Source organism: Coprococcus sp. TF11-13, assembly GCF_003481085.1.
GTDB lineage: Bacteria > Bacillota > Clostridia > Lachnospirales > Lachnospiraceae > Coprococcus > Coprococcus aceti.
Genome location: NZ_QUKK01000009.1, coordinates 40,034 through 56,967, shown reverse-complemented (window position 1 = coordinate 56,967; position 16,934 = coordinate 40,034). Strand labels below are relative to the sequence as shown.

Here is a 16,934-nt window from a genome sequence, read left to right as displayed (position 1 = left end):
ATGTTTGGAGTATTAAAAAAGTTCTTCCTGTTCTCAGGTAAGGAAAACAGCCGCAAGTTCAAGCGTTCAATAGCGATAAGCCTGATAGACGCACTGGCATCGGCACTGAAGATCCCGGCTATAATGTGTGTCCTCATGGGCGTTATAGAAGGAAAAGACCTTGGAAAATATATACTTGGTTCAATAGCCATCATGGCGGTATCGATCGTAGTTGGAATACTGTGCAAGATGTCGTCGACCGTGCTGCAGACAGAGGGTGGCTACACCACAGCGGCATTCAAGCGTATAGAGATGGCGGAGCACCTCAGATATGTGCCTATGGGATATTTCAATTCCAACAGCATAGGTGAGATCGCATCAGTTACGACAAATACCATGGAGAATCTGGGAGATGTGGCTACGAGAGTTGTCATGCTCACGACCCAGGGACTCCTCGAGACATCCATGATCATACTCATGATCCTGCTCTGCGACTGGAGGATCGCGCTGGTATCATTTGCAGGAGTTGCCATATTCCTTGTGATAAATACTGTGATGCAGAATGCCGGAAAGCAGGCATCTTCAGCCAAGGTTGACTGTGACACTGAACTCATAAATCAGATCATGGAGTACATACAGGGCATATCAGAGGTCAAGTCCTACAACCTCATCGGCAAGCAGACGAAGAGACTCAATGCGGCAAATGAAGCCTGCGTCAGGGCAAATGTAAAGATGGAGCTTGTCTATGTCCCATATCATTTTCTCCAAAGCATTGTGACAAAGCTTACAGGGGTAGCGATAATAGGACTTTCGGCTTACTTTTATATAAATGGCAGCATGAGCGTTCTGTATGCTGTGGGTATGTCGATCGCGGCATTCATGCTCTACGGGGGCCTTGAGACCATGGGAACATTTTCATCACTGATACATGTGGTCAGTGTGTGCGTAGACAAGGCAAATGTAGTGCTCGGACTTGACACAATGGATATAGATGGAAAGGAACTCAATCCTGAAAATCACGATATAGAGGTTAAGAATATAGAGTTCTCTTACGACAAGAGAAAGATAATAGACGGAATCTCACTCACCATACCGGAGAAGACAACGACGGCGATAGTCGGACCATCTGGCGGTGGAAAGACAACCCTGTGCAATCTGATCGCCAGATTCTGGGATGTGGATTCGGGAGAGATAACCCTGGGCGGAACAAATGTTAAGGATTACAGCATGAACAGTCTCATGAACAACTTCTCATTTGTATTCCAGAATGTATATCTCTTTGCTGATACCATAGAGAACAACATCAAGTTCGGAAGGCCGGAGGCAACCCATGAAGAGGTTGTGGAGGCTGCAAAGAAGGCGTGCTGCCATGACTTCATCAGCAAGCTTCCTGACGGTTACAACACTGTGATCGGTGAGGGCGGTGCAACCCTCTCAGGCGGTGAGAAGCAGAGAATATCCATAGCCCGCGCCATCATGAAGGATTCACCTATCATCATCCTTGACGAGGCGACTGCAAATGTCGATCCTGAGAACGAGAAGGAGCTTACTCTTGCAGTGGATGCCCTGACAAAGGAGAAGACGATCATCATGATCGCCCATAGACTCAAGACCGTAAGACATGCGGATCAGATAGTAGTGGTGGATCAGGGAAGAATAGCCCAGAAGGGAACCCACGAAGAACTCATGAAGCAGGACGGAATCTACAGGAGATTTGTGGATTCGAGAGAACTGGCAGTTAGCTGGAAGATATAAGTGAAATGTATCCTGTGAAACACAGAAGACAGGTGTCAGATAATCGACACCTGTCTTTTGCTTTGGGATATTAGTTATCAGTTCGCAGCCTACTCAAAATCGTCCTCATCATAATCGCAGTCGCAGTTACAGCCGCCATCGCTGCAGTTGCCGTTGTATGAGCCAAATGTCTGGCTCTTTCTAGGAGAGCAGAGCATTCCGAGCACAAGCCCTGTGAGGAATGTGCAGATAGCGAAAAGCACGGCCTCTCTTGTTGAGTAGTCTTTATCCTTTACGACAACAGTGAATTTGTTCCATCCGTCTTTGATAGTTTTCATTGGTTTCATTGAAATCCCTCCTGATCATATTATATTGATAAATCCTGAATCAGGGAAAATCCCCCATCTGTAATGAATTTCCCTGAACAGTTAATTACATGATACATCAACATCACACATCAGTCCACCCCTGGGCAGGAGACTTAAGAACAAAATGAGATTTGTGGAAGTCAATCAGCCCATCAGTCTTCATCCTGCCAAGTTCAGTAGACAGTCCACTGCGGTCCACGGACAAAAAGTCAGCGAGCTGCTGTCTGGAAAATGGTATATCAAATTCGTTGCTGCCATGTCTGTGCATCTCCGATGACAGGTAGGAGAGCAACTTATCCCTGGTTGTTTTCTGGCTCATGTGCTTTGATTTTTCGCCGAGCCTCAGGTTCTTGCCGGCGAGATCGCACAGGAGATTTCTTATCATCTGATTATGTCTGCCACATGTTACCGGGCAGGTGGTGAGCATTTTTTGAACATTCAGAAACAATACAGAACTTGCAGCTTCAGCATATACGCTGACGTCGAGTACGGAGCCAGGGGTACAGGCATATGATTCCGCAAACGTGTGTCCGGGCATGATGGCAGACATGACGCTTTGACCACCCCAGTAATCCTCCTGGATGACTATCGCTTTGCCTGTAAGCAGCAATCCTATATATTCTGTTGTGTTGCCAGCCATGAGAATACACTCATTTTTTTGGTATTTTTTGATGATTGCACCCAGACAGTCCAGTATGGAGTCAACGTCATCAGCGGTGATACTGGAAAAAAGACTGGATTTCAATAATGTGTCCATGTATTTGTTCATATTACCTCTTAGTGGGGACGCTTCTTTTGTCACAAGGAATATCCCTGAAAAGTATAACATTTTTATGTTGAAAATTCAACATACACAAATGCTCTGACTGAATATAATGACGTTAAAAGCAGGAAAAAGATTGGAGGAAATATATATGATAAGAAGAGTTATACAGATAGACGAGGACAAGTGTAATGGATGTGGAGCCTGTGCAAATGCGTGCCATGAGGGTGCTATAGGCATGGTAAACGGCAAAGCAAAGCTGCTCAGAGACGATTATTGTGATGGACTTGGCGACTGCCTGCCGTCGTGTCCTACAGGAGCCATAACATTTGTGGAGAGAGAGGCGGCTGCGTATGATGAGGCGGCAGTCATGGCAAACAAACAGGCAAGATTCGATGCAGAAAAATCCAAAAATATGGTTGGCTCAGGAGTGATGCATGGAAAAAGTCCGGCACACTCCGGTTGCCCTGGTTCTATGGCGAGAAGCATATTCAGGAGACCGGCAGCAGCTTCAGGTGAAGCAGTACAGGCAAGCTCATATGAACAGGCAGCAGTAGAATGCGTACAGAGTACAACTGATAAAACAGTCAATCAGCAGGCGGGTGACATATATAATTATGAGCGCCCGAGCCAGCTCACACAGTGGCCGGTGCAGATCAAACTTGCCCCGGTAAATGCGTCATACTTTGATGGTGCAAAGTTGCTTATAGCGGCGGACTGTACAGCCTATGCCTATGCATCGTTCCACGAGAAATTCATAAAGGGACATGTGACTCTGATTGGCTGTCCGAAACTTGACAGTGTCGATTATTCAGAGAAACTTACAGAGATTATCAGGCGAAATGACATACAAAGTGTTACAATAGTCCGTATGGAGGTTCCTTGTTGTGGAGGACTGGAGATGGCTGCGAAGAAGGCACTTCAGGACAGCGGCAAGTTTATCCCATGGCAGGTTGCAACAATATCAATAGATGGAAGAATTCTTGACTGACATTCTCTTCACAGCACCATGAAAGGTAAAGACAATGGAAGATAAAATAAGAATTACAACTGAGACAGGCAGTCGTCTGGTCGGTGCTCTGATAGGGCTGGTGAGAGCCACTGATGGGATGATGCATGTGACTGATGATACAAATAACATAATAATAGAAGGTTTGCACATGTCTGATATTGCTCTTGGCATCTCTGATGCAGACATGAAGGCGATGATCGCAAGGGTGCATGCTGATAAGCATACAATTGTCCCTGACTGCAGTGTATGCGGTGCACCATGTGGCAGGACTGCAGATTATGATTGGGAGAGCGTGTACAGAGAAGAACGGACAGAGCACGAGGAAGGCAATAGTGATGGCAATGTGGCAGAGCCTTCTGTCATATCGGACGTGCGGATAGACATACTTTCCACACTTCAGAAGATATCCCACAGAGTGATCTCCGGGGAGATCAACGCAGATGGCGAGGTGAACTTCAGTGTGTGCAGGGCAGTATTTGCACTGGGGGAGAACTGGAGTGACGGCGAGCTTGAGAGAGTAGAGCGTGAGCTTGAAGATTTGTCAACCAACAACAGTATGTAACAATGGCACACAAAAATGTAATACTTGAAAATAACAAGGCTTGGCGCATCACAGATGGAATGAAAGTGGTGCGCTTGTTAAAATTAATAAGAAAATACTTCATACTACAGGTATAAAGCCATTGCAAATACAATTATTCGGGAGTACAATAGTCGGACGCATCAAATTAAATGATGAAAGAGATAATAACAGGAAAAGGTAACAAAAATGGGAAGTGCTGCTACGGGCTTTGTAAAAAATAATAAAAAGGTGACATGGAAAGAATTTGCCAGAATGCTTGCTGTGCTTGCTGTGCCTATTGCGATGCAGAATCTGCTGGCGACCACCGCCAGTATGGTTGATACCATCATGATAGGAAGTGAGGGCGAGATCGCCGTTGCGGCGGTTGGCGTGTGTGCACAGATAGGATCACTTTTGTTTTCAACATATTGGGGATTTGTCAGCTGCTCTCTTCTGTTCATGTCTCAATACTGGGGTGCCAAGGATCCGGAGGGAATGAACAAAGCATTTGGTCTGGCGATCATATGTGCGGGAATATTTGGAATAGCATTTGCGGTGGTGACTGTGGTTGCACCGGGGTGGATACTTGGAATATATACAGATAAAGTAGAGATCATAGCACTTGCGAAGCCATATATGAGAATAGTTGGATGGTCGTATCCGCTTCAGGTATTTGCCGCGATCATTACAGCACTTTTAAAATCGACTGAGAGGGTGAAGGTGCCACTGGTGTGCTCGGTCATCTCACTTTTACTCAACTTTTGTATAAATTTTGTGTTGATCTACGGTAGATTTGGCGCTCCCAAGATGGGAGTTGCCGGTGCGGCTATAGGTACACTGGTGTCTGGTATCGTGAACATAGCATTGCTCATTCTGTATCTTGCAAAGAGCAGGCATGAGATAAAGTTCAGCGCGCGAAAGGCATTTGATATTGATATGGGTTTTGTGAAGTCCTATGCGTCCAAGGCATTCCCAATCGTATGCAACGAGATCCTCTATGGCGTGGGCCAGATGATAATCAACGTTGTCATGGGACATCAGAGTGATTCCGCCATAGCCGCCATGGCTGCATTCCGTGTATGTGAAGGGTTTGTATATGCATTCTTTGGTGGTCTGGCAAATGCGTCCAGCGTTGCCGTGGGAAATGAAGTTGGCGCGGGTAATCTGGACAGGGGACTTTCCTATGCCAAGAGAGCTGCACTGGTATGTCCTGCCATCACATTCACAATTGTGCTCATCACGATGCTGCTGCACAATCCGCTGTTCGGATTGTTTGGACTCGGGGCTGAGGCGATGATGTACACAAAGTATATGCTTATAATATATCTGTTCTTCGGAGCAGTCAGAACATGCTGCTATATACAGAACGAGTGCTTCCGTGCAGGCGGTGAGGCCATCGTTGGAACAGTTATGGAGATCAGTGGACTGATGTTGTTTTCGGTCCCGGCTACATGGGTAGCAGGAATGGTGCTCAAGCTGCCATTCCTCGCAGTGTTCTCATTTGTTTACACGGATGAACTTCTGAGATTTGTCATACTCACGCCGTATCTACTGAAGGGAAGGTGGATCAAACCTATGACGGGACCTGGTCGCGCGGCACTTGATGAGTTCAGGGGCAGGATGAAGCGAAATAAGCATAGAGCGCGATAATCTATGGGGACGGAGAGGTCAGGTACCTCCGTCCCCTGTTTTGAAAAAGGAGAAAATAATATGCTGCAAATAAAAAATCTCACAAAGAGATACGGAGATAAGTTGGCGGTGGACAATCTAAGCCTACATATAATGCCGGGGGAGATATATGGTTTCATCGGACACAACGGAGCAGGTAAGACAACCACTATAAAGGCGTGTACAGGGATCCTGAATTTTGAGGAGGGAGATATCCTTATAGATGGTGTGTCCATAAAGGAAAAACCGCTGGAATGCAAGAAACAGATGGCATATATTCCTGACAATCCAGATATGTATGATTTTATGACCGGAATCGGATATTTGAATTTTATAGCAGATATATTTGACGTGCCGGAGGAAGTCAGGGACGAGCTCATAGACAAATATGCTGACGCATTTGAGATAAAAGACAACCTCGGACAGCTGGTATCCGAGTATTCTCATGGTATGAAACAGAAACTGGCAATCATATCGGCATGGATACATGAGCCGAAACTTGTCATCATGGATGAACCGTTTGTCGGACTCGATCCAAAGGCTTCCCATATACTCAAGCAGATGATGAGAAAAATGTGTGATGACGGAGGGGCGATATTCTTCTCCACACATGTATTGGAAGTCGCAGAAAAGCTGTGCGATAAAGTGGCGATCATCAAATGCGGACGACTGGTGAAGGCGGGAATAATGGAGCAGGTGAAGGGAGACGAGTCACTTGAATCCGTGTTCCTTGATCTGGAGGGTGAGTCATGATAAGGATATTGATGAAGAAACAGCTTAAGATGCTGTTCAGTGGATTTTTCGTTGACCGGAAGACTGGAAAGTCCAGATCCAAAGGTGCTGTAGTTCTGGGTATCATCAGTTATGTGGCAGTGCTGCAGGGCTGTATGGGAGCCATGTTCGGAATGGAGGCATATTCGGTGTGTGAGCCACTTTGTTCTGCGGGGCTTGATTGGATGTACATGGCGATGATGTCTATGATGGCGTTGACCATCGGTATATTAGGAAGTGTGTTCAATACATATGCGAGCTTGTATCAGGCAAAAGACAATGACCTGATGCTGTCACTGCCCATCCCGGTCAGGGCTATATTATTTGCAAGACTGTCAGGGGTGTACATCATGGGTGCGATGTTCGCCGTGACCGCCATGGTTCCCGGTATCATAGTATATGGAATAGTAGCTCATCCCGGTGTGTGGCCGGTCGTGTCATCTATTATAGTGCTGGTTCTTCTGACATTTGTCATACTGGTGCTCTCATGTATACTTGGCTGGGTAGTGGGGAAGATAGGCAATAAGACCAGAAATAAGAGCTTTGTGACAGTTGTATTGTCACTGGCATTTATAGCCGCATATTATGCTGTATACATGAATGCAAATAAGCTGCTCTCAAAGATCCTGGCAAACAGCGGAGAATACAGTGCAAAGATAAAAGGTGCTGCATATCCGCTCTATTCAATTGGTCGTGCGGCTACAGGAGATGGACTGCAGCTGGCGTTGGTGGCAGCAGGCACATTGATCATCTCTCTTGCAGTGTGGCTGGTACTTGAGAGAACATTCATCGGAATCGTGACGACAAAAGCCGGACATACCAAAAGGAAGAATATAATAAAAGCTGCAAAGGCGCAGAGCCAGGATGCAGCACTTCTTCAGAAAGAGTTCAAAAGACTGGCAGCATCTGCCGTATATATGCTCAACTGTTCCCTGGGGACATTGATAATGATCGCTATGGCAGTGGTTTGTCTTGTTAAAGGACAGTATGTAGTAGATATGATTACGAAAACTCCCGGACTACCGGATGGTGTACTTATAATTGGGGCGTGTATAGCCGTATGTGCCGCCGCGTCGATGAATGATCTGACTGCACCATCGATATCTCTGGAGGGAAAGAATCTTTGGATCGTGCGTTCGCTTCCAGTCACATCGTGGCAGATACTCAGGGCAAAACTGAGGATGCATGTGATACTTACCCTGATTCCGGCGCTGATCCTTGATATAGTGATGCTTGTTTTTGTGACACCATCACTTGTAGATGGCGTGATGATGTTACTGATACCATGTCTTTATGTGTGCCTGACTGCATACATAGGGCTTGCAGTCAATCTCAAGATGCCAAAGCTTGACTGGACGTCGGAAGCATCAGTCGTGAAGCAGAGCATGGGTGTACTTGTTGCTATTTTATCGAATTTTGTATATATTATTGTACTTGTGGTGGGATATTTGTTATTCGGAGGTTTTACCGGAGCGACAATGTATCTAGCAATAAGCACTGCATTGACGGCAGCCGCTGCAGTTTTGTTTAGAATATGGCTGAAGAGACGTGGGGTGCAGGTGTTTGAGGCGCTCTAGTGGTCTGCGATGATGAATCCAGGGCTGTGCTCTGCATGGAAGCTGGAGACTGCGGTTGTAAGACAGTGTAGATTATAGATAGCAGAATAAATTATAGATAGAGTTATAGATAGAAAGAAGTTTCAGGATTAAATATGGCAGAAATAAAGAACTCGGAATTAGATATGAGTAGTCAGCAGAAAGCTGAACTGGACAAAGAGAAAAGAAAAGAAGAGAAGAAAGAGGCAAAAAGAGCAAAAAGGCAGCACTACAGGGAACTGAATGAGCCGCCAAAGCTCACCGTTCTCGAGGAGGTGGGAAATGCTGTTACCCACGGAATAGGAGCAGGGCTTGCCATAGCCGGACTTGTCCTTCTTCTCCTGAAGTCAGACACAGGACTCAAAGTGATGGCATCGTGTTTTTATGGAATATCACTGATATTGATGTTTCTCATGAGCTGTCTGTATCATTCATACAAATCCGGTCTGGCAGTCAAGCGGCTCTGGAGAAGATTTGACTATTCCTCGATATATCTGCTGATAGGCGGAACATTTGCTCCACTGTACCTTGTGTACTGGGGAAATGTGCTTGGAATAGTGTTGTTCTGTGTGCAGTGGGCACTTATTATAGCGGGGATCACCATCATATGTGTGTTCGGCCCGGGCAGGTTCAGACCGATACACTATACGCTGTACTTCGTCATCGGATGGAGCGCTATCATGTTCATTCCGGGCTGGTTCAGAAATGACAAGCCGCTTCTGGGATGGATCGTGGGCGGAGGTGTTGTCTATACGCTTGGCATGATTCCATTTGTGAAGGACACCAAGGGGGCGCACTTTATCTGGCATATCTTTGTGATGCTGGGGGCCGCGCTGCATTGGTTTGGGATGTACCTTTATGTGTATTGATGACGGACGCCATTTTCAAGCGTATAAGGCCATGATATATGCGTGCAATCACATTTGCCTAGCCTCACTTTACTTTGCTTCCATATGCACTCGGCTCTGACCGCAATAAGGGCGCTGCGGTCGCCACCTCGGCAGGAAGCAGTAAAGAGAGGCAGTCTGCATTATCGATTGCACACATAATATCATGGCCTTTTTATATCGCCTGAAAATGGCTGGTTATGAATCACGCTAATCTTCCTTCGTTTCAGCTTGCTTATATTTGCACTGCGCTCTGCGCACGATAAGGGCGTTTGTGTGCGCCGCTCCGGCAATAAGAGCTGAAGTTCAGTCGATTACGCTATCGATTCAGAATACAGGCACACGGCTTATTATAATATCTGGAGAGCAGTTTTTCTGTTACCGATAGAAGTTTATTGCTTATATTGGATTCGATTTACGAGTAATTATATTTGCGGTTGATTGCAGCCATAAAGAATGGTATCTTTTAGGCAGATATAAACATGATGAGTAAATATTATAATACGAGGAGGAAATTCTATGGACAGAGTAGAGAAAATGCTTGGCAGAATGAAAGCTGGTAAGTTATATAAATGTGTGGACTGGGATCCGGAGGGGAAGGCGAAGGATCTGGTTGATAAGTTCAACGGTGCTCCGAGGTCTGAGACAATGACAAGAACAGGCGAGTATCTTGGAAAATTATTCGCACACATGGGAAAGGAGTGTTACATAGAGCCGCCATTTTACTGCGACTATGGAACAAATATACATGTGGGAGACTATTTCTATGCAAATACAGGGCTGATAGTTCTGGATCAGTGTGACGTCATCATTGGAGATCATGCATTTCTGGGACCAAGGGTCAATATATACTGCGCATGTCATCCGATAGATGCGATGATCAGAAATGCCGGTGTGGAGCTTGGCAAGCCGGTCACAATAGGCGATAATGTATGGATCGGCGGAAATACGGTCATCAATCCGGGTGTGACCATAGGTTCAAATGTTGTCATAGGCTCAGGGGCGGTTGTCACAAAGGATATTCCGGATGGTGTGATAGCTGCTGGAAATCCATGTAAAGTCATGAGACCGATAACAGAAAAAGATAAGCAATATTGGCTTGAACAGGTAAAGGAATTTGAGACAGACACAGGCGAGCAGGTGCTGTAGTGGGGACGCTTCTTTTGTCACAAGGAGTGTCCCCTGGATTGGATTTATATGACAGAGGGACACTCCTTGTGACAAAAGAAGCGTCCCTGGAGAGGACATATGGTAAATTACAGATTTACTTTCAGCTATGATGGCACACGTTATCACGGCTGGGAGAGCAAGACAAATGCGGATACAGTGGAGGGGCGAATAGAGACGGTCCTAACCAGGATGGTCGATGCAAAGGTCGATATCCATGGTGCAGGCAGGACTGATGCGGGAGTACATGCCAGAGCCATGGTGGCGAACGGAAGGCTAGAAACAGATAAGACTCCGGAAGAGATAAAAGATTATCTGAACAGATATCTGCCTGCGGATATCTGCGCGCTTGATGTTGCTGTGGCCGGGGACAGGTTTCATGCAAGGCTGAATGCAACCGGTAAAGTCTACGAATACACGCTGTATGTAGGTGCTGAGAAACCTGTATTTGATAGAAATTATGTGTGGTGTGTGCCACAGGGCAGTATACTTGATGTGGATGTGATGAAAAAGGCTGCATCGTATTTTGTCGGAAAGCATGATTTCAGATCTTTTTGTGGCAACAATAAGATGAAGAAATCCACGGTCAGAACTATATACGATGTGGATATAGTCAAGGAGGGAGACTACGTCCACATGAGATTCCATGGAAATGGCTTTTTGCAGAACATGGTGAGGATACTGACCGGAACACTGGTAGATGTTGGATATGGGAATATGAGTGCGGAGCATATTCCTGAGATCATAGCCGGGATGGACAGGCAGCTGGCGGGGCCTACGGCGCCTCCACATGGACTTTGCCTGATGAAGGTGGAATATGACTGAGTACAATTAAGAAAATGGGGTTAAAACAGATGATAAAGAAGCTTGGAACAAAGTACAGGATAAAATGTATTATTGGAGCAGTGATATTTGCAGCAATCGGAATCTCCGGTGTTGCTGCAGCAATGGGGGTAGATGAAGGATCGATATGGATAGGGCTTGGATCCGCGATGTTCCTCGCATTTGCGGCATGGTTTGTATCCCTGGCAATAAGGCAGAGCAACATAAGAGACGTACTGGATTACTGCAAGAAGAAGCCAAATCCTGAATATGAGATGGAGAGGATAGAGCAGTTTTACAGATCAGGTGCTGCAGTGAATGGCCTCAGATTAAATAACGAGTTCTTCATGCATATCAAGGGTGACACGGTGAATTTTGCCGAGACCAGGGAGCTTATGTGGGTATATAAGCTCATAACCCAGAACAAAGTGTACGGAATCAAGGCGGGTAAGTCTTACCAGATCGAGGTCAGGCTGAATGATGGCAGCGGAATGGCGCTTCCGATGAGGAAGGAGAAGGACTGTGATGACATCCTTGCATACATAGAAAGCATGGTTCCATACATAATAATAGGATACAACGATGAGATAAATAAGATATATAACCACAATCAGAAGGAACTGGAGAAAATGGTGGATGAGAGAAGACACCAGTACTTCCAGCAGGTTCCAATGAGATAGATAATGGCATGAGGTATATCTGTACAAAAAGGATGGTGGCATATGGGTATGGCGGATATTGACAGGCACAGCGGAATGGAGAAGCTGCGGGATATGCCTCAGGGAAGTCCGGAGGATGTGAAAATGCTCGGCCTGTTCATGGATGTGGGAGCCATGATGATCCGGAATGGCTCGGAGGTGAAGAGAGTGGAGGATACACTCAGACGAATGGGAGCTGCTTATGGAGCAGAGCGTATGGACGTATTTGCTATTACATCCACTCTGGTATGTACCATGAACATGCCGGATGGATCGGTGTGCTCCATGACCAGAGGAACCAGGGATGGGACAAAGACGGACTTCTGGAAGCTGGAGCGGATAAATGCCCTGAGCAGAGAGTATTGCAGACAGCCACTAGCCACTGAGGACCTGAAAGAACGAATTGAAGAGATAGAGCAGGCATCAGCGCCGAGATTCCGGGTGTGCGTGGGAAGCGTGCTGGCGGCGGGAGCGCTTGCGGTATTCTTCGGCGGAACCATACTTGATGGAGCTATGGCGGCGGCATTTGCTGTGGGGATATGGCTGATGCAGATATATTTCGCCCCGATATGTACCAACAACATACTGTTTAATTTTCTGAGTTCATTTGTCACGGGCGTACTGATCGGACTGGCAGGGCACGTGCTTCCAATACATGAGGACAAGGTCATGATAGGAGATATCATGCTGCTGATCCCGGGGCTTGCGCTGACAAATGCAGTGAAGGACATGTTTGTAGGGGATACCATAACGGGAAGTCTGAGGCTGGTTGAGTCGCTGCTCTGGGCGGCGGCGATAGCGTGCGGATTTGCACTGGCGGTATTTATCACGATTTAGGAGGTGCAGACAAGTGCAGCAAACGATCATACAGGTTGTCACAGCTCTATTAGGTTCGCTGGGATTTGCTTTTATGTTCAATCTAGGAAAGAGAAATGTGATACCGGCGGCGGTCAATGGAATGTGCACATGGATAGTATACATTCTGGTCAGAAATATCATAGATGACGTATTTATCCCATCTCTTGCGGCAAGCCTGTGGGCTGCCATATATGCTGAGATAGCGGCAAGGATCATGAAAGCACCGGCAAATCAGTATCTCATAGTCGGACTTATCCCGCTTCTGCCGGGGGCTCCGCTCTATTACACACTGAGCGCGGCATTTGATTCAGACTGGAAGGCCGCAAGCGCATATGGCAATTCCACAATGCTGTTCGTGCTTGGGATTGCGGTGGGAATAAGCGCAGTCTGTGGATGTGATGACATAATAAGGAGGCTTAAGAACAAAAAGACGGAAAGCTTGAGTAAACACATATAAGGTGTTATGATACAGGTTAAGTGTTATATTAAGGAGATCGAGGGTTATGCTTGAGAAGTATGGAAAAAAGCTGTTTATATTGCTTGGATGTGATGTAGTATATTTTATATTGTGGGTTATACCGGCCATAAGGATACCTGCTTCATCTGCGATTTTTACCGGACTTGGGCTTATGACCATGACGGCACTCAGCTTTGTTGAGGTTGAGGATGATACATTTGACAGGGTGACAGGTGATGAGAAGTGGTTTAAGATAGCCTTTCTGGTGGGAGCGGCACTCACGCTTGTGGGGATCATACTCCTGCTGATGTTTTTCAAATTCTAAATATAATGTGGATTACAGATCCCTTCCGTATGATTAGGTACATCATACGGAAGGGATTTTTTCGTCTTAAGAATATCTTAAAGTTCCCGGCAATTGTTTCTTAATGTACACCCATTTTACAATACATTATGAGCAGAGACATTTCTGAAGTTTAATGTGAAGGGAGGCAGAAAATGTCAGGAAATTCGTGGCGGAAAACTGCGCTGGTCATGTCTGTACTTGCCGTATGTGGCATATGTGGCTGTGAGAACAGGTCGAGCGGTGATGAGGACAGGACAGAATACATATATGGTGATTCCATTGAGGAGGATCATGGCGGAGGACTACTCGGTATAAGGCTTGGCGTTCCTGATAGCTGTGATCTAACATTTGATACCGGTCATTCAAAGCTTTCGGAGATAAGTCTTTTGGATGATGACATACAGGTTGCAAATGTGGACAGGGCGTATACTGTAAGCTTTGACAGGATGAGGATGGATACGTCGAGGATACAGGACATGGTGGAGAGTGTATTTGACAAAGACCAGGGAATATATTGCCGTGATGACGGCGACGAGAATATGACGAAGGAGGAGATACAGAAGGAGATAGACCTCATAGAGGTGTACAGGCAGCAGGCGCTGGAAGAAGGGCAGCAGGATGTTGCGGAGATATATGAGAGTGACATAGCAGAGACGAAGAAGCGGATGAAGGAAGCCCCCGATTCGTATACGCCGGTCAGAGAATATACGACAAATAAGATATACATAGGCCAGCATGACGGTGAACAGTACAGCCTGTGGATATCCGGGGATGACACAGCAGATGCATCTGGCAGGGTAAGCATAGTATATGAGCCGGCGGGTGATCAGGAGCAGAAATATCTTGCAGATGTGGAAGATGCAGTGATGACGGAGACCGCCGGGCAAAACTATTTTGGCGGCGATATTGAAGACCAGGAAAATAAATGTGGGATAGATGAAAATACAGCAGAGCATGAAGCTCAGGCATTTCTGGATAGGATGGGAATATCCGGAATGGCAAAATGCGGAAGTCAGGCTGTGGTGAGGTCGTGGCTGGACAGCGGATTTGAAATTATAAAAGCTGAAAAGAATGGGTACATGTTCGAATTTGGAATACAGATCGGCGGAGTGGATACTGCCTATATAGACCCGACAGGAGTGGATAACCTGAAGAATAAAAATGGTTACGTCATGTACGAAGGTGACAGGATATCCGTATGTGTGGATGACAGCGGAGTGTTTAATGTGAGAGCAATCTTAAGTACGGATACGGATTCATTTGTCAGGGAAAAGGTGGATCTCCTAAGCTGGGAAGATATGGTGAATAAGGCTGACGATAGCATAGCGGAATATTATGAAAAATATCCTACCGACTATTCAGAGGTGCGGTTTAACAATGTGAAATTTATGTATGTTCCCTGTATACAGGATGGAGAAAATCTTGTGTACATACCGGCATGGGTACTGACCCAGTCTGAAAATAATGACATCTCAGAGGAGCATGGCGCATACGATAATATAGTGCAGCTTGTGTACATAAACGCAGTGGATGGAAGCTGTGTAGATATAATTGAGACTGCAAAATGTCTTGAGACATGGTACGGAACAGACCCGGAGACTGGGGCAGGAACAAAAACCATATCAAAATAAATGTGCTGATATGGTCAGGTGAAATGTCTAATATATGAATATTTGCGAAATGACAAGGAGGAAGATAATCATGGGAAAGAGAGCGACAAGAATAGCAGCATGTGTGCTGGCAGGAGTGATGGCGATGCAGATGACAGGATGTGGAAATAAAAAGGTTGATTATACATTGGATGGAGAGTCGGGTTCGGCAAGTGGATACAGTGATGATGGCAGTAACGATGCGGGTGGCAGCCTTGCAAAGAGTCTGGGAATCCCGGAGAAGTGTGATGAGACATTTGATGTGGGCAATTCGGGCTTGTCAGAGATAAGCTGTTCCGGTTCGATAGATATTCCTGATACGGATTCCATGAAGAGGGTATATTACAGCACTATGAAGCTTGATGCTGCACAGATACAGAGCATTGTCGAGGGACTCCTGGACAAGTCCCAGGGCATATATATCCGCAAGGATGGAGTGCAGACCAAGGATGAGCTGAAGAGTATGATAGAGAGTACAGAGAAGTTCAAGAAGGAGGCTCAGGGTCAGGGGGATGATTCGTCGGATGCCTGGTATGATACCCAGATAGAGACATACAAGAAGCAGATGGCAGATGCACCGGATTCACTTCCTTTGCTGGAGAATTATGATGACCCGTATTCATCGTATACAGGCAAATATGGAGACAAGGAATATACGGTGAGTATATCACAGTATGGCGGTGAGGATGACAATACAGACGCAGGTGTGTATATATCATTTTACAAATCCGAGAGTGAGGAGAACAAGCTTTTGGATGGTGTGAGCGGCGCAACATACACCTATGTGACGGGCATCAGCAATGCCACAGACATAGATCTGACCAATGTCACAAATGAGAGCAAACTCACGGAGAACGATGCCATATCCCAAGCGATGAATTTCCTCTCAAAGATGGGGATAGACGGTATGGAGAGTACAAAGACAGAGCCGCTTGCCAGAATATGGTCGGATGACAATGGCGAGGTAAAGCAGACCAAGGTGAGTGGATACTCGGTAACGCTCAGCAGGTCTATATACGGAGCAAAGGAGAGAGAGGGCGAATTATATAACGTTGACAATCTCCAGACACAGAATGGCTATATGTTTGAGCCTGGTGACAGTGTAACATTAAATATTGATGATGATGGAGTTGTAGATATGTTTGCCCAGCTTTACACAGATCCTTCATCCCTGCAGGCGGAGGATGTGGAACTCATGAGCTGGAACGACATGATCGCAAAGGCAAATGAGGGCATTGCAACATATTATGAGAAATACCAGACCAGATATGGCAAGGTTCAGTTCAACAACGTGGCACTCAGATACATGGCGACAGCAGATGACGATGGAAAGCTCTGCTACATTCCTGCATGGATATTTACACAGAGCGAGGAGCTCCGGGGACAGGACACGGTAGGGGAGATATCCCAGATTGTATGTATAAATGCAATTGACGGAAGCTGCATTGACATAGTGGATAATGCCAAGAATATGAAGTTGTGGGAGACGTATTAAATGGATTATTACATCTAAATCTATCAAAAATTACATTTGCATCTATTATCACAAATTAGGGTATATAATATGTTTTGGTGTTAGCTTGTGTAATTTATGTGCA

17 protein-coding genes are annotated in these 16,934 nt (G+C 45.9%); 15 read left to right on the top strand and 2 right to left on the bottom strand.

All coding sequences use genetic code 11. From position 1 onward, the window contains the following. Nucleotides 1-1,734 carry an ABC transporter ATP-binding protein gene (locus DXD11_RS12695; protein ID WP_117551026.1) on the top strand — a complete coding sequence of 578 codons (1,734 nt, stop codon included), beginning with the start codon at nucleotides 1-3 and terminating at the stop codon, nucleotides 1,732-1,734. Between the two features lie 89 nt (nucleotides 1,735-1,823). Here the strand turns inward: DXD11_RS12695 and DXD11_RS12690 are convergent, their stop codons facing one another. Beyond that, nucleotides 1,824-2,060, bottom strand: a complete 237-nt coding sequence (locus DXD11_RS12690; protein ID WP_015533578.1) for a hypothetical protein — start codon at nucleotides 2,058-2,060, stop codon at nucleotides 1,824-1,826. 103 nt (nucleotides 2,061-2,163) lie between these two features. Then, nucleotides 2,164-2,850, bottom strand: coding sequence for a Crp/Fnr family transcriptional regulator (locus tag DXD11_RS12685; protein WP_117551024.1), 687 nt, complete (start codon nucleotides 2,848-2,850; stop codon nucleotides 2,164-2,166). A gap of 145 nt (nucleotides 2,851-2,995) precedes the next feature. Here DXD11_RS12685 and DXD11_RS12680 point away from each other — a divergent pair, with 145 nt between their 5' ends. The 14 genes from DXD11_RS12680 to DXD11_RS12615 all read left to right on the top strand — a co-directional run bounded on the left by DXD11_RS12680 (nucleotide 2,996) and on the right by DXD11_RS12615 (nucleotide 16,831). Beyond that, nucleotides 2,996-3,835, top strand: coding sequence for an ATP-binding protein (locus DXD11_RS12680; protein ID WP_117551022.1), 840 nt, complete (start codon nucleotides 2,996-2,998; stop codon nucleotides 3,833-3,835). A gap of 34 nt (nucleotides 3,836-3,869) precedes the next feature. Next, entirely contained in the window at nucleotides 3,870-4,418 is a 549-nt protein-coding gene (locus DXD11_RS12675; protein ID WP_117551021.1) for a hypothetical protein, read from the top strand. 207 nt (nucleotides 4,419-4,625) lie between these two features. Next, nucleotides 4,626-6,068, top strand: coding sequence for an MATE family efflux transporter (locus DXD11_RS12670; protein WP_117551019.1), 1,443 nt, complete (start codon nucleotides 4,626-4,628; stop codon nucleotides 6,066-6,068). Nucleotides 6,069-6,128: 60 nt separating this feature from the next. Beyond that, on the top strand, nucleotides 6,129-6,839 hold the full coding sequence (locus DXD11_RS12665) for an ABC transporter ATP-binding protein (RefSeq protein ID WP_117551017.1): 711 nt from the start codon (nucleotides 6,129-6,131) through the stop codon (nucleotides 6,837-6,839). Further along, entirely contained in the window at nucleotides 6,836-8,434 is a 1,599-nt protein-coding gene (locus DXD11_RS12660) for a putative ABC transporter permease subunit (protein ID WP_118758536.1), read from the top strand. The genes DXD11_RS12665 and DXD11_RS12660 overlap by 4 nt, the downstream gene beginning before the upstream one ends. A 134-nt stretch (nucleotides 8,435-8,568) precedes the next feature. Beyond that, nucleotides 8,569-9,321: a PAQR family membrane homeostasis protein TrhA gene (gene trhA / locus DXD11_RS12655; RefSeq protein WP_117551013.1), complete on the top strand. Its 753-nt coding sequence runs from the start codon at nucleotides 8,569-8,571 to the stop codon at nucleotides 9,319-9,321. A 537-nt stretch (nucleotides 9,322-9,858) separates the two neighbouring features. Then, on the top strand, nucleotides 9,859-10,488 hold the full coding sequence (locus DXD11_RS12650; protein WP_117551011.1) for a sugar O-acetyltransferase: 630 nt from the start codon (nucleotides 9,859-9,861) through the stop codon (nucleotides 10,486-10,488). Nucleotides 10,489-10,587: 99 nt separating this feature from the next. Then, nucleotides 10,588-11,331, top strand: coding sequence for a tRNA pseudouridine(38-40) synthase TruA (gene truA / locus DXD11_RS12645; protein WP_118758535.1), 744 nt, complete (start codon nucleotides 10,588-10,590; stop codon nucleotides 11,329-11,331). Nucleotides 11,332-11,360: 29 nt separating this feature from the next. Further along, on the top strand, nucleotides 11,361-12,008 hold the full coding sequence (locus DXD11_RS12640) for a DUF6709 family protein (protein WP_118758534.1): 648 nt from the start codon (nucleotides 11,361-11,363) through the stop codon (nucleotides 12,006-12,008). A gap of 42 nt (nucleotides 12,009-12,050) precedes the next feature. Beyond that, entirely contained in the window at nucleotides 12,051-12,863 is an 813-nt protein-coding gene (locus DXD11_RS12635) for a threonine/serine exporter family protein (protein WP_118758533.1), read from the top strand. A gap of 13 nt (nucleotides 12,864-12,876) precedes the next feature. Continuing rightward, entirely contained in the window at nucleotides 12,877-13,341 is a 465-nt protein-coding gene (locus tag DXD11_RS12630) for a threonine/serine exporter family protein (RefSeq protein ID WP_055222929.1), read from the top strand. 46 nt (nucleotides 13,342-13,387) lie between these two features. Beyond that, nucleotides 13,388-13,666: a hypothetical protein gene (locus tag DXD11_RS12625; protein WP_015533590.1), complete on the top strand. Its 279-nt coding sequence runs from the start codon at nucleotides 13,388-13,390 to the stop codon at nucleotides 13,664-13,666. A 173-nt stretch (nucleotides 13,667-13,839) separates the two neighbouring features. Further along, nucleotides 13,840-15,318 (top strand): DUF6034 family protein, encoded by a 1,479-nt coding sequence (locus DXD11_RS12620; protein WP_117551005.1) that lies wholly within the window; start codon nucleotides 13,840-13,842, stop codon nucleotides 15,316-15,318. Between the two features lie 70 nt (nucleotides 15,319-15,388). Next, a complete protein-coding gene (locus DXD11_RS12615; RefSeq protein WP_117551003.1) occupies nucleotides 15,389-16,831 on the top strand; it encodes a DUF6034 family protein in 1,443 nt (480 codons plus the stop codon). The last annotated feature ends 103 nt before the right edge of the window (nucleotides 16,832-16,934 follow it).

Excerpts from the sequence above, each read along its gene's own strand:
- truA (WP_118758535.1), top strand. The coding sequence starts at position 10,588 with ATGGTAAATTACAGATTTACTTTCAGCTATGATGGCACACGTTATCAC.
- DXD11_RS12625 (WP_015533590.1), top strand. The coding sequence starts at position 13,388 with ATGCTTGAGAAGTATGGAAAAAAGCTGTTTATATTGCTTGGATGTGAT.
- DXD11_RS12620 (WP_117551005.1), top strand. The coding sequence starts at position 13,840 with ATGTCAGGAAATTCGTGGCGGAAAACTGCGCTGGTCATGTCTGTACTT.
- DXD11_RS12695 (WP_117551026.1), top strand. The coding sequence starts at position 1 with ATGTTTGGAGTATTAAAAAAGTTCTTCCTGTTCTCAGGTAAGGAAAAC.
- DXD11_RS12640 (WP_118758534.1), top strand. The coding sequence starts at position 11,361 with ATGATAAAGAAGCTTGGAACAAAGTACAGGATAAAATGTATTATTGGA.
- trhA (WP_117551013.1), top strand. The coding sequence starts at position 8,569 with ATGGCAGAAATAAAGAACTCGGAATTAGATATGAGTAGTCAGCAGAAA.
- DXD11_RS12670 (WP_117551019.1), top strand. The coding sequence starts at position 4,626 with ATGGGAAGTGCTGCTACGGGCTTTGTAAAAAATAATAAAAAGGTGACA.
- DXD11_RS12635 (WP_118758533.1), top strand. The coding sequence starts at position 12,051 with ATGGGTATGGCGGATATTGACAGGCACAGCGGAATGGAGAAGCTGCGG.
- DXD11_RS12650 (WP_117551011.1), top strand. The coding sequence starts at position 9,859 with ATGGACAGAGTAGAGAAAATGCTTGGCAGAATGAAAGCTGGTAAGTTA.
- DXD11_RS12680 (WP_117551022.1), top strand. The coding sequence starts at position 2,996 with ATGATAAGAAGAGTTATACAGATAGACGAGGACAAGTGTAATGGATGT.
- DXD11_RS12665 (WP_117551017.1), top strand. The coding sequence starts at position 6,129 with ATGCTGCAAATAAAAAATCTCACAAAGAGATACGGAGATAAGTTGGCG.
- DXD11_RS12660 (WP_118758536.1), top strand. The coding sequence starts at position 6,836 with ATGATAAGGATATTGATGAAGAAACAGCTTAAGATGCTGTTCAGTGGA.
- DXD11_RS12615 (WP_117551003.1), top strand. The coding sequence starts at position 15,389 with ATGGGAAAGAGAGCGACAAGAATAGCAGCATGTGTGCTGGCAGGAGTG.
- DXD11_RS12685 (WP_117551024.1), bottom strand. The coding sequence starts at position 2,850 with ATGAACAAATACATGGACACATTATTGAAATCCAGTCTTTTTTCCAGT.
- DXD11_RS12690 (WP_015533578.1), bottom strand. The coding sequence starts at position 2,060 with ATGAAACCAATGAAAACTATCAAAGACGGATGGAACAAATTCACTGTT.
- DXD11_RS12675 (WP_117551021.1), top strand. The coding sequence starts at position 3,870 with ATGGAAGATAAAATAAGAATTACAACTGAGACAGGCAGTCGTCTGGTC.